Below are 14,487 nucleotides of genomic sequence, written 5' to 3'. Positions count from 1 at the left end.
CAGCCGGGGCGCAATCCCGGCTTTTTTGTGCCTGGGATTTAGGCAAGCTTCAAATTCGGTCGGTGTTTTGCGATCAGTGCTTCAGCCTTCCGGCCAAGCTCCCCAGCCCGCGCTTCAACCTGGCGGCATTGCTCGGCGAACGCCGGAAGATGCGGCAGGTCCTCTTCGCACATCACCTGGTCGTCAAAGACTTCGCTGCCGGTATCGATCACATCGCCCAGCGCACGGATCAACGCACCGAAGCTTTTGTTGGCGCATTGGTCGCTCTGCATCTGGCGCGCGCCGATCAGCCCATGGCGGCCGGCAAGCTCATTGATGCAGTTGTCGCGAAACTCAGGCTCCAGAGCGTTTACCCAAGACTCCTCCAGCCAAGACGGCATTTCCTGATCCCCGGAGAGCCAGCGCTGTACACGCTTCAGCCAGCGACCGGTCGCCCTTACAAACTCGCTCACGTCACCGGTCAGTTCTGGCGAATTGAAGTCTGGAACGTCCTTCTTCTTGGCGCGCTCAGGAATCGACAGGTGCAGCTCACGGCTCAACGATTGCGCGAAATCGTCCTGGCTCAAGCTGGTTCGGGCGATCTGGTTTGCCGCATGCGCCACCAGCACTTGGTCACGGGTTCGGGCGCTATGTCTTGGACTGGACGTTTCCATGGGGACTGCTCTCTTCTAATCTGGCTTCAACGGATTGGCGTGACGGGTCGAACCTACGAAGCGTTCTTCCACTGGATATCCGGAAGGCACTCTTGCCGAGTCACCTTTCCGCCTGTTGCGTGTTCAATTTCAATGGCTCGCTCGGCAGTGATGGAGCGGTCACCAGAGATCAAACGAGAGAGGTAGCTCGCCGGAATGCCGAGGCTGATGGCGAGACGTTTTCTTCCGCCGCGCGGAAGCTGCTTTGCGTACGTGGGGAAGTCCATGTGAATTTACCTTCTGGTTCATTTATGCGTGAATTTACCATAAATGTTTACCAAGTAAAGGTAATTTCCCCAAAGGGAAATAAAGGTTCTAATGGGGAAATGGAAATCAAAGACATACGCAGAGCCAGAGTTCGCCAGGTCATTGACCGTGACTTTGGTGGGAAGGACGCTGATTTCGCCGCCAAGGTGGACAAGCAACCTTCATACATCTCCCGGCTTTTCACCGAGAAAGCTGAGCATCTCCGAAACATCGGGGAGAAGATGGCGCGCGACTTCGAGTTGAAATGCGGGCTTACGCCAGGATCGCTTGACCTCCCATTGAGCGAAGGCGAGCTATCAGTAGCATCAGTGTCTGGTGCCGCAAAACCCAGGCTTCAAGTCGAAATCCCACTGCCACCCATCGAGACTTGGGACGACACAACCCCACTCCCAGACGACGAGGTCTACGTCCCATTCCTGCGCGAAGTGGAGTTGGCAGCCGGCTCTGGCCGGTTTGTGATCGAGGAAAGCGACACCGCCAAGCTGCGCTTCTTCAAGAGCGATCTGCGCCGCAACAACGTGCAGTTCGATAATGCCAAATGCGTGATCGCCCGCGGCAACAGCATGTTCCCTGTGCTGCGCGATGGCGCCACGGTAGGCGTGAACACCGGCAAGAACTCGCTTGGCGATATCGTCGATGGCGACCTCTACGCGATCAATCACAACGGCCAACTGCGCGTGAAGCAGGTCTATCGCCTGCCCACTGGTTTGCGTCTGCGAAGCTTCAACCGCGACGAACACCCGGATGAGGACTACACCTTCGCCGAAGCCCAAGAGCAACAAATTTCGATCCTGGGCCATGTGTTCTGGTGGGGAATGTTTGCTCGCTGACAGGCAATCGAAATCCAGAAAAAACGGAATGGACTCCATGAAAAAGCTAGTAATCGCTGGGCTCGTCGCTCTGATTGCAATTGCCATCTACACCCAGATCACGATTTTCATCGTGCCGCCAATAGGTGCAGTACCCGAGGGGCGCACGGTGGTAATGCTCCGCCTGAATAAGACCAATTTCGTAGACAGCCCAGACGCTATGTGCGAGCGCATCCAAGGTGGGGTGAGCTTGCTGTGTCGCGGGATGACAATGGCCGCAGTCGTTGAGAAAACCAAGATCATCGCCCGCCTGCCCTACTCAGATTGGCTTTATCTGCTATCTACAGGCGGCAAGCGGTACGATCGATGACTCAACTCATTGCGTAACCCAGGTGAAAATCTGATGGAGTTCCTAGAGTTCGTAGGCAACCTTTTCAGCTCGCTTAGCAATTACCAGCCTTATGAAAAGCCTCGCCGCGTCTTCACGCGGGGGTTTGTAGCCTTCTGTGTGATGGTTGTCGTACTTGAGCTAATGACGTTGAGCCATTTCTATGGGCAGCCAGGCTGGTGTTTGGGGCTATGTAGGGAAACTTGAGCCAGCGGTTGGTCTGGCGGGGCTGGATGCTTTAGGCCGGCGCGGATGAGCAAGGCGCCAACGCTCTGATCAAGATCGCCCTATGCTTCCAGGAAACCGAGGAGAAGCTGGCAGGGTATGCGGATTAGGTGAAGATGGAAGGAGCGCGCAGAAGACAGAAGCATGCTCGAATACATTACAAAAATCGAATTAACCTTGACGAAAACCAAAAAAAATTAGACATTCGACACAAATTTTAAGGTTTTTTGTCAAATGTCGCAAAATATAGCTGTTGCAGAAAATGATCTTTTGGGCCTGATAGAGGGAGCCCTTAACGCCGATTACACGGTTGTTAGGCAGGTCTGTAATAAGATCGCAAAAGACTGCATGACAGCCTCGCCGGAAGTCAGTAAGCGTATAAAGCTTGCAACCAAGCGCAATGGCGTTCCGCTTCGCGCTGCAGGATATTCGGAATCCCTCCCTGTCGACCCGAAATCTAGAGGCGCGCTTGTTGAAGAGCTAAATTGGCCGACATCCCCAATTTTTCTTGATGATGCGCTGAAACATACCTTCGATTCGTTCATCGCAAGCGCTAAGAAATACGACCTGCTGGCAAAGCATGGCTTGTCAGGGCGCATGAATCTGCTCATGGCGGGTCCTCCCGGAACAGGAAAGACGCTAGTGGCTGGCCACATCGCCGCAGCTTTATCCATGCCATTATATGTAGTCCGCCTAGATTCACTTATGTCTTCTTTGTTAGGAGACACAGCAAAAAACATTCGCAGCGTATTCGATTTTATACCTCAGAAGAACGGCATAATATTTCTGGATGAGTTTGATGCTATTGCGAAACTCAGAAATGACAATCATGAGCTCGGCGAACTAAAGCGAGTCGTCAACACGCTTATCCAGTCAATTGACTCGCTTGACGATCGGGCGGTCGTTATTGCCGCTACCAATCACCCCGAGCTACTAGATAGGGCGATCTGGCGTCGTTTTCCTTACAGAATGAATTTTCATACGCCTGATGAGGATCTCCGAAAACACCTATGGAACCACTTTCTTTTTAGTGATAGTGGAGAGTCCTGCGCGGTAACCGCTCTTGCAAAAATCTCTCCAAAGCTCAGCGGCGCGGATATAGAGTCGATCTCTTTAGCGGCTCGCCGGCACGCCGTAATTTACGACTCGGCAATCGACCTTCACCAAGTTGCAAAAGATGTTCTTCAACCGCAGATTGAAACTGATGCGAATGACAAGAAAGCAATATGCAATTTGCTGCACAGGACGTACCACCTCAACCAAACCGAGATACTAACTTTAGTAAAAGTTAGTCGCCAAACTTTATCTACGTATCTAAAGGACTAGCTAGATGCCTCCACCGCCGACCATTAACCCAATTCTAACCTATCTCAAGAAGCCCACTCCCAAGGGGGTTACTGGCGGCGGAAAAAACGCCAACGGAATAAAAAAAGAAAGTTTACAGGAGAAGAGAGAGCGTCTTTCCAAACAAGTACAAAACATCGAAACCCGCGACTTGAACAATGTAACTTTTTCTGGCGTTACACACCTGATAGCAAAAATGGATGATGATGCCTTATCTCCTACCTGGACCCCAACCGACCTATTCGACTCGAGAACTGGTTGCAGACTTATCTCTCCAGGATATAAAGGCTTTATCATCGAAATAAGTCGAGAAAAACTAAAAGACTTACGCAAACATATAATAAGCTCAAAAAACATCAAAGACCAAGTAGACATATCTAGAATTTCAAAAATTGATGTTTTCGATGAAGCGGAAACTTTTAGAGGCTTTAGCTCTGAAGAGCTATGGTCAGAGGTTAGCGAAGCAGGATCCGCCAACATATGGTTAAAACCTTTTAAAAATGCATCTGCGCGTAAAGCGCTAGCCCTAAAAATTAAAAAAATGCTAGAAGATGAAAAATATATTTTTGGGCATCCGGAGTATGACAGCCCACCTAGCGCTGACATCATGACTTACAGCGCAGTCGATGAACTCATAGAAACCTATATGGATAGAGGGAACGCCGCATTCTCTTTACAGTTTTCCTCTAAGAATGCATTTCAAAAGCTAGTCTCATCGGGAGCAGTTTATCGAATCGAACCAGCTCCACAGATCAAGGTTTCTCATAATCCTGGCACAGGGTCAGAGCCATCACCTAAAAAGGTGCCTACAGACTCTCCAACGGTAGTAATTATTGACGGCGGAGTAAATGCGCAAAGTTACCTTCATCTTGAAAAAATAAGCTTAATACCACTTGTAAGTAATAACCATGCCAACTTAATTCACGGAAACAAAGTAGCCTCTTTAGTTTGCCACGCTCACGCCTGGAACAATCAGCGAGCGCTGCCGAAACTTGACTGCACTTACATCTCAGCCCAAGTTATATGTAAAGATAGCGTCCCCAAAACGCCAAACCACAACCAGCTTTTAAGATACTTAGAGGACGTAGCCCAAAAAACCGCGGGACACTCCAAGGTATGGAACTTATCATTTAACACTGTTGCATCCTTAACCTCAAATGAAGAGGTCAGTTTGCTTGGACATAAACTGAGCAAGCTAGCTAGAAAGCACAATATTCTTCCAGTAATTTCTGCTGGAAACCACAATCACAACCCTGCCAACGGTATTCTGTGTCCGCCGGCTGACTGTGAAGCATCGCTGTCAATTGGCGGAAGGCAGTTCAACGCACTTACAAACAAGCCTGGAGCAAAGTGCCTGCACAGCCTCAAAGGCCCTGCACCTTCGGGTATGAAAAAACCTGACTTGGCTTGGTACTCAGAGCTTAGGGTGCTTGGTGGGAGCAGCGAAATCGGCACTAGTTTTAGCGCCCCACTCGTATCATCACTTGCGGCACATACTTTTTCTAACATAAAAAACGCCACTCCCGACCTAGTAAGGGCGCTTCTTATTAACAGAGCGGAATTATCATCGCACAGTAACGACCTAGGCTGGGGAACCCCTTGGGAGGAAGACAAGCTTCCTTGGCACTGCCCACCGGGGGATATCACCATGGCGTGGTCTTCTGAGTTAAAACCTGGCAACTGGTATTACTGGAATGATATCCCAATTCCTCCGGAGTTTATAAAAAACGGTAAATTTATTGGGACTGTGGTCCTAACTGCAGTTTTGGAGCCTTTGGTTTCCGACATGGTCGGTGAAAATTATTTTTCATCAAGAGTTCAAACTGCCCTTCAAGCAAAATCCGAAAAGGGGGGGATAATCAACATTGCAGGCCCGATGAAAGAACACAAGGAGAAAGAAGCAAGCGCAAGGTCTGATCTCGCTAAATGGAGCCCTGTCAGAAACCATTTTAAAACCCATACAGGTACTGCTATATCTGGCACCACAATGAGACTAAACGCTAGAATTTTCGCGAGGGACCTATATCAGTTTGATATAAATCACCATTCAGAACTCCCTCCTCAGAAAGTCTCGTTTGTCCTTACGTTAAGATCGGCTGACAAAAATGACTCCGTCTATGATTCAGCCGTGCGAGCATTAGCCACAGACATTGAAAGCGCGGTGATCGATCAAGATATTCAGATTAGTTTGTAACCACTTCAATTATGCCCGGCCCAGCGCCGGGCTTTTTGTATCTGCTATAGCGCTTTTGGGTCAATGCCAATCAGCCTGAGCGATTGAGCAAGCGATTCGTCCAGTACAACCTCGCCAGTTGTGGACGCTGCCTGGTTGATGCCGACCGTCCTGAACTTCAGAACCTGACCTGCAAGCATCTGTTTCAAAATCGACTTGGCCTTGTCTCCGCCGGTAATGGTGTAGGGACTCATCATCTTGTAGACGTTCTCCATTGCCTGGGCCTGGGTCTTTTTGATCAGCTCAGCCTGTTCTGCCGGCAGCCCGAGTGCAACCTCTGGCGAGGCAGGCACTAATCCCATCGGTGTTTCCTGGGGAGTAATCGTCCACGCTTCATTCTGATCGATACGTATCTGCACGGTTCCAACTGGAATCTTGAATCTTCCGCCAGACATCAGGCCTACGTAGATTTCTCCACCCTCCTTGCGCACGACCGGATAAAACTTAAGCGAGCTAGTCACAACGGAGCTGCCGGCAGTGAAGTTCCCCGTAGTGACCATCATGGTGGTTTTATCGGTGAATTCATCGGTTGTGCCGGTAGCCTTCCAGACGGATCCTGTGCACCCGCTCAACATCGCACCTGCAAGAAAAATAACAGCAATTCCCTTCATGGTCTTATCCCTTCGTAATGGCAGTGTGACTTTACCAGAGCAGGAGGATTGAAGACGCAATGCTTCCCGCCAATAGAGGGTGAGCGCCATGGATGGTAAAGTCCCAGATCTATTTGAGGAGTAGTCCAATGAAAGGAATTGGGACGCTTGCCCTGGTGGTGGGCATTTGCTGGGCTGTGTTCGCACTGAGCATGGACGTGTCTGTCGCTACTGGATCTGGCGGCAGAGTGAACAACTTGGGGCTTATGGCTGACCGTCAGCTGCATACTATTGTCGGCGGGATGATCACCCTCGCCGGCCTGCTTATGGTGCTGCTAGGCGGTAGAGGCTCTGCCCCGTCGGCAACAACTGCAACTGATACCCGCCCCTGCCCCGCCTGTGCGGAAACCATCAAGAATGCCGCCATCAAGTGCAGACACTGCGGGGTTGACGTTGCTGCAGATGTAGGCAGGCCCGACCATCCATTACTGGAAGCCCCGACTATCCCAGCAGCCGTAGCGGCGGGTCCCAACGATCCGAGTTCCCTTAAGAAGTCCAGCATCGAATTCAAATACCTGTGCTTCGCCCTTATCTGCGTAATCATTAGCGCGGCTGTTTACCACCTAACCAAAGCTGCCCCGGTCGCCATCAACCAGCCTCAGAAAAAAGCCTACGAACCAAAGGCTGATGAACAGGTGATTCTTGGCTCTGGCGCATTCGGCTGCATGTCTTTGTCTGATTTTGAGCGTGCGCAGGATCATTACAATCGAGCTGAGTACTCGGCTTGGGCAGAAATCACTGCTGACAAATACTGTTTTTTCCGGAGGGATGGAGAAGCAGATATTGCATGGACGGTACTGCAGGTGCGCGACGATCTCATGCAGATCGGTATAAAGCGGGCGTCCGAGTACTCGAAGAATCCTGATCTAGGCAAATTCAACTATTGGACCCTCAAGCGATGGGCCTCCCCATCCCCATCGAGATAACACCAGCCAAACTTAATTCAAGCCCGCCTAGCGCGGGCTTTTTTTGTACTCAGAGAAAAGCAAGTGGCATCAGGCATTTACCATCAGCATCAAAATGTTTACCAAATTATTTACCAATACTCATTGACAGGTAATTTCCAAATGGTAAATTTACCTCAAGCCAACGCAACACCGGCCCAGCAGCGAAAGCCGCGCCGCTCTTTAACAACCTGCGCCATTAACGATTACCCGGCGATTCGCTGGGAGGTCAGCCCCGGCCACACCTGTGGGGCGAGAGAAAGTCAGGTGAACAAAATCGCACTGCCACTACTGGCGACCGGCGATCCGATAGCCCCGAAAGGCTACCAACGCGCAGAACTGCGACGGCGGACGAGGTGTTGACCGAACTGGCGAATGACCCGGTAGGAGGCGCGATAAAGATGGAAAGCATCACTGAGCAGCCTTCTCGCGAGGGCTGCTTGGGATGACAACCACTCGGAAATTAATTGCATGGCCAAGTCATTCAAACAAATGATCAAGGATGGTGATCTGAAGCGCGCCGATGCGATGAAGGCCCGCCTGGAAGATCTCCATGAGGAACCTGGTTTCAACCTTCGCGCTGAAGGCAACGAGCTGGAAGAGAGCATCGATGCGCTGGCGGAGTTCATCTTCGCCGGCGGCCAGATTCCCGCATTGGAAGTTCGGCCTCGCGCTGATGGCGGCATGTGGGTTGTCGACGGCCACCGTCGCCGTCGCGCCTACCTCAAACTGGATCAGGCCGGACGGTTACCGAGAGTACCGAGCAAGGACGATCCTGAGCGCCTGGAAGCATGGATTCCCATTGTCCCTTTCGAGGGCAACGATGCGGAGCGTGTGGCTCGTGTCATCACCAGCCAGGAGGGAAAGAAGCTCTCCCCTTTAGAGCTGGCCGACGGCTACAAACGACTTACCGCATTTGGATGGACGCCAGACCAGATCGCCAAGAAGATCGGCAAGACTAGGCAGCACGTTGAACAGGTGATGACCTTAGGCAACGCCAATACAGACGTTCAGCAGTTGGTTGCGTCTGGCCAGGTCTCTGCGACAACGGCTGTCCAGGTTGTGCGTCAGCATGGCGAGGATGCGGGCAAGGTGCTCGGCGGCGAGCTGCAAAAGGCCAAGGCCACCGGTAAGTCAAAGGTAACCGCAAGATCGATGCGCGGACCGACAACACCGCGTCAGCGGCTCGAGGCCATCCAAGCAGCAGCACAGGAAATCTTCAAAGCATTACCCGATGGTTACCTTGATAGTTCAGGGCCAGAGATCAGCCTTCCCACAGCACTACTCCTCAAGCTCCAGCGAGCGGTTAGCGAAGCTGCTTAACAATTCAATTGCATAGAACAACCAGCGCCACGACAGCCTGTCGTTAACTGCCCGATCCTCTCTATGAGAGCGCATCGGGGTGTGATCTGAGGCCAAGCCTCGGGCAGCGGATGCGCCAACCGGTCGGCCTACAGGGCTACCCCTTCCGCCAAATGCCGGTTGAGCCCCGGCCAGATCACACCCCGATGCGGCACCATTTATCTAAGCCTGAGTAGGACCACCGATAATGATGTTCTTGCTTCCGCATTTGCACACGGGAACTCGAGCCTCGGATCGCCCTCGATAATACTCATAATCGCTTGCTGGAACTGTATCGAAGCCCTGCCAGTGCTCTTCTGTTCTACCAAAGTCATCCGAGCTGCTGACCTGCACACCTTCGTGACCACAATCCCTGCATGTCGCTTTACGACTGCTATCTGACCAACTCATGTTGACCTCCTTTTCTTTTAGAGCTTCCTGAAATTTAGCAGTCCTTTTTACTTTTACCCTTCCCCGACTAATCCCGAATGCACTCCCCTACGCGCCCATCGGCAACCAGCGGAGCGGATGAGTGCATCCGAGTTTTGTTGGACCAGTACCCGCCACTCTGGAGGCAATCATGTCAGCACTACGCAAGGCACAGCTCGAATACGACAACCGCATGCCGCCACCGGTAAGCGAGGACGACCTGGCCGAATCGGAATGGCTTGAGGCAAACGCCGAGCGCCTGCTGATGGGTTACCGGATCTCTTGGGGCTACCAGCCTTCAGAGCGCGGCGAGGTCACCCAGGCCGACTTTGCAAGGGCGGTGCAGGACCATCTAAACCAGCGTCAGATTGACGGTGAGGACCAGCAAGACGCCTTCGGCCAACTGGTTATCAATGCCATGGGTTTTCGCAGCTCGGGGCTCCTGATGGATCTGGCGGTGTACCTGCTTGGTAAGAAGTCAGCCTTGAAGGACATCGCGCTCGAGCTATTGAAGCCCCACGCAGAGGCCGCCGTAGCCTTCGAGCAGGAGCAGGCACGCTTAGAGCAGGAGTGCGGGTTTTGAGTCCTCACATTCTCATCGACCAAGCCCTCGAAGGCGTTGCCGATCCCAACAGCCAGTCCGATATCGATGTCCTGGTACAAGGCCTGATCACTCGCCTCTTCACTGACGGGGCGATCACCACCGACGAATTCACCCACTACTGCAAGCGCCTGATGGAAGCCTGTCACCGGCGCAAGGAGGCAGAATGACCACTTCCCCAGTCAAGTCGCTCATCGAGGAGCAACTGGAAGACATCACTGCCCACAACCTGCGCGATGCCTACAGCCTGGCCGAGCGCCGAGGCTTCTTCGGTCCGCCAGTTGAACAGTATGCGGAGCCAGGTTACCGCGGTCGGGTGCTGCAGGTTCTGCGCTATCGCGTGGCCCAACTGGAGCAGCGGCAATGAGCGGCGCCGGCGCACACAAGCGCGGCCAGCAGTTGGCGATCCGCTGCGCGAAACTCCGCCGCGAAGGCCTGTCCCTTTCCGAAGTGGCCCAGGCCACCGGCATCAAGAAGGAGCAGGCCAACGCCAAGATCACCTTGGGCGAGCGCCTGTTATCACTGGAGGAGTCGCCATGATCTCCGTTATCGCAATCGTCTGGTTCGCCCACGTCTATCTGAGATAGATCCTCGCTGCATCCCCTCACCAAATTTCACAGCGCCCCGCAAGGATGGCGCGGGAGAAACTCATGTCCACGAATACGCGGATCTGGGATCAAGTCAACACGACCGATCCGAGTGCCACAAAGAGCTTCACCGGAATGGGCGGCTTCAAGGGTACAGCCATCAAGCCGACCTATCTGATGCGCAAAGCCACCGAAGTTTTCGGCCCATGTGGTGAAGGCTGGGGATGGACCATCCTTGAAGAACGATTCGACGAGGGCGGTCCTTTGCAAGCACCAACCAAGGAATGGCCCACCGCGCCCCTCATCAACGCAAAAGTCCACACCGTGAGGATTGAGCTTTGGTACCAGGGCGAAGGCGGACAGAAATGCACTGTGACGCACTACGGACACACACCGTTCGTTCTCCTACAGCAAGGCAAGATCATCACCGACTGGGAAGCGGCTAAGAAGTCGCTCACGGACGCCATCGGCAAATGCCTCCAGCCGCTCGGATTTGCCGCAGACATCCACATGGGGTTGTTCGATGACGCTGCTTATGTCGAGACGGTGCGCGATGAGGTCGCGATCGCCAAGGCAGAAGACAAGCAGGAAGAGATCGACCGCCAGCAGCAAGAGCGCCTGGATTACCTCAAGTCAGTGATCGAAACCATGGGTGGCGCTCAGTCGGCCCAGGAGCTGAAAAAAATCCACGATGTTGCCGTCCGCAAACTCACCACACGCAAAGACACCAAGGGCGCCGAGCGCATTTCGCTGGAATGGAAGCGCCTTACAGATGCCGCAGCCAAGGAGGAAGCAGCATGACTCAGCTCTACGCTTTGACCGGTCAGATGGCCGAGCTCGCGGCCCTGGCGGATACCGACGACGAAGGATTGCGCCACGCCATTCAGGACACCATGGACGGCATCCAGGGCGAATTCGAAGTGAAGGCCGAGAACGTCGTCATGTTGTGCCGCAACATCCAGGGCGACATCGATGCCATCAACAAGGAGGTCGATCGTCTGAATGAGCTAAAACGCGTCAGAGAGAACACAGTCGGCAAGCTCGATGAGTATCTGCGCAGCAACATGGAGGCCGCCGACATCAAGTCGATCAAGCGCCCCCTGTTCACCATCACCCTGGCTCTGGCGCCGGAGAAGGTGATCGTCGACAAGGAAGATGACATCCCGTACGACTTCCTCGCCACGAAGACCGTGTTCTCACCAGACAAGCGCGCCATCGCCGCCAAGCTTAAGGAAATCCGCGAGCATAACGCCGCGGTACGCAAGCGCATGGATGCCGGCGAAGACTGCGAGCACGAGCTATTTTCGGAACCATCCTGGGCCCACCTGGAGCGCGGCGAAAGCTCAATTCGCATCAAGTGAGGTAACCATGAGCAACAACTACATCCTGGTCCGCTCCGAGCGCCAGGAAGAACTGGAGGCAGCTAAGGCCGCCTTCTTCATGTCCGGCAATAAGGTCCAGGTGCTGGAGCCGTTCAAGCTCAAGCCGCGCGGCCCACGCAAAGATCTAGGTCGCCTGCCGAGCAAGCGTGGCACCCGTGGCAAACTCAAGCGCACCAGCGACAGCCACTTCATCCGGCGCATAACCTACATCGCCACAATCCGCGAGCTCGCAAAAACCATGACCATTGACCAGGCCATGGCTGCCACCGGAAAGTCCGAGTCAGCCATGCGCCGGGCCTCCCACGAAGGCGGGTTCACGTTCAAGAGCAAGGTCGTTGATAGGGAGCGGGATTTGAAGCTCATCGAGCGCCTAGCTGCCCTGCGGGACGCTGGAGTATCACGCATCGCTGCATGCAGGAAGGTCGGGATCTCTGACACCCTGCTGAACCGCCTGGTACTCGACTACGACTTCAACTTTCCGAAGCGCAGGGAGAAGCGAGCTTGAGGCGCTTCAGCAACCGCCCGCAACAGCGCAAACGTCAAACCTGGTCGACGATACCGGCCAGCGGCATTGAAGAGGTAGGCCATGGCCAAGACTGGAAAAGAGCGATCTGCGAAAACCGCCGCGAAGCGGATCGAGTACGACGAGAAGGAGCTGCGACATCGGTGCCGAATGGGCATCCGGCAGAAGCTTGGAGAGCTGATGGCCTGGAACGATATCGAAGAGATCAGCGAAGCGATCCAGAACCTGATCCTCAACGCGCACGCCCTGGGCCCAACTCTTTCCTACAAGGCAATCGAAAGCCCGCGCCACAAAATCAAAGTTAGCGAAAACGTGGCGCGGATGATTCATGCCGCTGGCCAGCGTCAAGCATCTCGACTACACGCTGAAGAGTGTTAATGCTTTCGGCACAGCAGTAGCTTTGGTTATAGCTTCAGATTTGGATCAAACTGCCTGAGGAGTACTCAGTACCTTTCGCAGCACTGCGATCAACAAAGAGTAGCTTTGAAAGTCATCACGCTCATTCACGAGGGGCTCATTTGAAGCTGAATATATCCCGCCATCTGACGATAAGTAAAAGCGCCCCACTTCAACGCTACGATCAGCCTTAGCCGATGGAGCAAGAACAATCGCTTCAACACGGCAAAACTCGTCAGTTGCAAGCACACCGAAAATAACGTTGAAGCTCTTTCCAAGAACTGTCCCGGCAACATTTTTCGTTTTTTCATCAATCTCGATGCTTGCGTTGCCGCCTAACATGGACTGGGTAAATCCAGACCAATGAGAGATAATGTTCAACAAATGCTGCTTAGTCACAGCAAGCATCCTATTGTTTCTACTGAGAATACCGTTGAAACGGTCAGTGTCGAATTCGAAATCTAACTTTTCCATTTTATAGCTCCTTTCCGAGACTCGGCTCCATGCCGGTCACCCGTAATACCCTAACCCATTCCAAATTGCCACCACCGGTTACAGAGGAGCTATTCGACTCTAACCTTCATCGTAGGCTCTGCTTCCATCGTGGGCCGACGCAGCTCTGGGTCGTTTGAGTCTAGGCACCGAAACTGAAGCTCGGCATTGGCATAGCGGCCATACCCAGAATCCCGGGACGCCTCTTTGACAGGCATGAGCTGCTTGCCTTTACGTTCGCAGAAAGCGCTGGCCTCCTGATAGAGCTCCGCCTTTACGGCGCCTCCCCCAAAGGTGGTAAAGCTCCCATCCTTCGCAATCATGTAGGTGTCTTGGCCCATCGGGACGACGCCAGGGCCTGAGCAGCCGGCGATAACCAGGATGGTCATTGGAATCAACAAATACCGCATTGGCGGTGCTCCTTGCGTGATGCTGAAAACCGAGCCATTACTCTGCCACACCCCAAATATCACAACCACTGCGCCTATGGTCTCGAAGGGCAGTGCTTAGTGTTCCACACAGGCGCCTAATGCAACTCGACGCACAAGCTCTAACCCGTCGTCACCCGAACGCAGCCTCCATGGAATCACTTGCAATACAGCTTGAATACCGCCTGGAAGGTCATGGCATATCGAGATACAGAATTCGCGCGCCCCTACTAAAAGTTTATCGATATCGCCATCCTTAATTGAATGAGAAACTGGGGATGCACCGAAAACAGCTGACAAATCGTTATGGGCAATTAATTTATTTCTGAATTTCTTTATATTTAATCTTCTGAATTCATCATTTAAATCTTGAAATCTCCCCAAGGTCCTCATGCTTAGTAGCCCGTGGTATTTATCCTCCACGAATGCAAGGGACAAATTAGGATCACTTCCGAAACTCTTCGCATCGAAAACAGCAGATACACGGGTCAAAATACTGATAAACGTTGACCGCTGAACTATCGAAAACACTGACGTCAGATTCCCATTTAGAACCGACAGTGAGCTTGGCACACAATAGAGTTGCTCATAAAGTTGAACCTCTCTTCTGATATCAGCCAGATAGGAATTGAGCCGAGAAAGCTCAGCAAGCGCTTTTCCCAAGTCGAACATAACCTCTCCTACCGGCCCCATGCCGGCCCGTCAAGCAATAGACCACAAACCAAACTCACGCCACCAAATCCGACCACGGAGGGC

At 53.0% G+C, this 14,487-nt stretch carries 19 protein-coding genes; 14 read left to right on the top strand and 5 right to left on the bottom strand.

Translation table 11 applies throughout. From position 1 onward, the window contains the following. Window positions 1-38: 38 nt before the first annotated feature. Complete coding sequence (locus Q8O96_RS24730; protein WP_305949603.1) at window positions 39-653, bottom strand: hypothetical protein; 615 nt, start codon at window positions 651-653, stop codon at window positions 39-41. A 53-nt stretch (window positions 654-706) separates the two neighbouring features. Next, window positions 707-919: a YdaS family helix-turn-helix protein gene (locus tag Q8O96_RS24725; RefSeq protein WP_102863188.1), complete on the bottom strand. Its 213-nt coding sequence runs from the start codon at window positions 917-919 to the stop codon at window positions 707-709. A 24-nt stretch (window positions 920-943) separates the two neighbouring features. On the opposite strand from Q8O96_RS24725, the gene Q8O96_RS24720 reads away from it, so the two are divergent. The 4 genes from Q8O96_RS24720 to Q8O96_RS24705 all read left to right on the top strand — a co-directional run bounded on the left by Q8O96_RS24720 (window position 944) and on the right by Q8O96_RS24705 (window position 5,919). Next, on the top strand, window positions 944-1,789 hold the full coding sequence (locus tag Q8O96_RS24720) for a S24 family peptidase (RefSeq protein WP_305949602.1): 846 nt from the start codon (window positions 944-946) through the stop codon (window positions 1,787-1,789). A 37-nt stretch (window positions 1,790-1,826) separates the two neighbouring features. Next, a complete protein-coding gene (locus tag Q8O96_RS24715) occupies window positions 1,827-2,138 on the top strand; it encodes a hypothetical protein (protein WP_305949601.1) in 312 nt (103 codons plus the stop codon). 477 nt (window positions 2,139-2,615) lie between these two features. Further along, window positions 2,616-3,707: an AAA family ATPase gene (locus Q8O96_RS24710; protein ID WP_305949600.1), complete on the top strand. Its 1,092-nt coding sequence runs from the start codon at window positions 2,616-2,618 to the stop codon at window positions 3,705-3,707. 4 nt (window positions 3,708-3,711) lie between these two features. Further along, the gene (locus tag Q8O96_RS24705; protein WP_305949599.1) at window positions 3,712-5,919 is read left to right on the top strand and encodes a S8 family peptidase; all 2,208 of its coding nucleotides are present in this window, start codon (window positions 3,712-3,714) and stop codon (window positions 5,917-5,919) included. Between the two features lie 44 nt (window positions 5,920-5,963). Here the strand turns inward: Q8O96_RS24705 and Q8O96_RS24700 are convergent, their stop codons facing one another. Beyond that, window positions 5,964-6,659, bottom strand: a complete 696-nt coding sequence (locus tag Q8O96_RS24700; protein ID WP_305949598.1) for a hypothetical protein — start codon at window positions 6,657-6,659, stop codon at window positions 5,964-5,966. A gap of 38 nt (window positions 6,660-6,697) precedes the next feature. Between Q8O96_RS24700 and Q8O96_RS24695 the strand changes: the two genes are divergently transcribed. From Q8O96_RS24695 to Q8O96_RS24650, 10 genes are all read left to right on the top strand, one after another. Continuing rightward, window positions 6,698-7,534 (top strand): hypothetical protein, encoded by an 837-nt coding sequence (locus Q8O96_RS24695; RefSeq protein ID WP_305949597.1) that lies wholly within the window; start codon window positions 6,698-6,700, stop codon window positions 7,532-7,534. Between the two features lie 489 nt (window positions 7,535-8,023). Next, a complete protein-coding gene (locus tag Q8O96_RS24690) occupies window positions 8,024-8,875 on the top strand; it encodes a ParB N-terminal domain-containing protein (RefSeq protein WP_305949596.1) in 852 nt (283 codons plus the stop codon). Between the two features lie 598 nt (window positions 8,876-9,473). Then, a complete protein-coding gene (locus Q8O96_RS24685; RefSeq protein ID WP_305949595.1) occupies window positions 9,474-9,905 on the top strand; it encodes a hypothetical protein in 432 nt (143 codons plus the stop codon). Next, window positions 9,902-10,093 carry a hypothetical protein gene (locus tag Q8O96_RS24680; protein ID WP_041118603.1) on the top strand — a complete coding sequence of 64 codons (192 nt, stop codon included), beginning with the start codon at window positions 9,902-9,904 and terminating at the stop codon, window positions 10,091-10,093. The genes Q8O96_RS24685 and Q8O96_RS24680 overlap by 4 nt, the downstream gene beginning before the upstream one ends. Further along, window positions 10,090-10,290: a hypothetical protein gene (locus tag Q8O96_RS24675; protein WP_041118604.1), complete on the top strand. Its 201-nt coding sequence runs from the start codon at window positions 10,090-10,092 to the stop codon at window positions 10,288-10,290. The genes Q8O96_RS24680 and Q8O96_RS24675 overlap by 4 nt, the downstream gene beginning before the upstream one ends. Further along, complete coding sequence (locus Q8O96_RS24670) at window positions 10,287-10,463, top strand: hypothetical protein (protein WP_305949594.1); 177 nt, start codon at window positions 10,287-10,289, stop codon at window positions 10,461-10,463. Before Q8O96_RS24675 ends, Q8O96_RS24670 begins: the two co-directional genes overlap by 4 nt. A 110-nt stretch (window positions 10,464-10,573) precedes the next feature. After that, window positions 10,574-11,311, top strand: a complete 738-nt coding sequence (locus Q8O96_RS24665) for a hypothetical protein (RefSeq protein ID WP_283992232.1) — start codon at window positions 10,574-10,576, stop codon at window positions 11,309-11,311. Next, entirely contained in the window at window positions 11,308-11,871 is a 564-nt protein-coding gene (locus Q8O96_RS24660) for a siphovirus Gp157 family protein (protein WP_305949593.1), read from the top strand. Before Q8O96_RS24665 ends, Q8O96_RS24660 begins: the two co-directional genes overlap by 4 nt. Before the next feature lie 7 nt (window positions 11,872-11,878). Beyond that, complete coding sequence (locus Q8O96_RS24655; protein ID WP_305949592.1) at window positions 11,879-12,397, top strand: hypothetical protein; 519 nt, start codon at window positions 11,879-11,881, stop codon at window positions 12,395-12,397. Between the two features lie 81 nt (window positions 12,398-12,478). After that, window positions 12,479-12,793, top strand: a complete 315-nt coding sequence (locus tag Q8O96_RS24650) for a hypothetical protein (protein WP_305949591.1) — start codon at window positions 12,479-12,481, stop codon at window positions 12,791-12,793. A 45-nt stretch (window positions 12,794-12,838) separates the two neighbouring features. On the opposite strand, the gene Q8O96_RS24645 is transcribed toward Q8O96_RS24650, so the two are convergent. Together Q8O96_RS24645 and Q8O96_RS24640 are read right to left on the bottom strand one after the other, a co-directional pair. Continuing rightward, a complete protein-coding gene (locus Q8O96_RS24645) occupies window positions 12,839-13,285 on the bottom strand; it encodes a hypothetical protein (RefSeq protein ID WP_305949590.1) in 447 nt (148 codons plus the stop codon). Between the two features lie 524 nt (window positions 13,286-13,809). Further along, window positions 13,810-14,403, bottom strand: a complete 594-nt coding sequence (locus Q8O96_RS24640) for a hypothetical protein (protein ID WP_305949589.1) — start codon at window positions 14,401-14,403, stop codon at window positions 13,810-13,812. Window positions 14,404-14,487 lie beyond the last annotated feature (84 nt).

The sequence above is a fragment of the Pseudomonas sp. LPH60 genome, assembly GCF_030718165.1.
GTDB classification, from domain to species: domain Bacteria; phylum Pseudomonadota; class Gammaproteobacteria; order Pseudomonadales; family Pseudomonadaceae; genus Aquipseudomonas; species Aquipseudomonas danubii.
The sequence above is the reverse complement of the archived record's forward strand: the minus strand, read 5'-3'. Positions and strand labels throughout refer to the sequence as shown.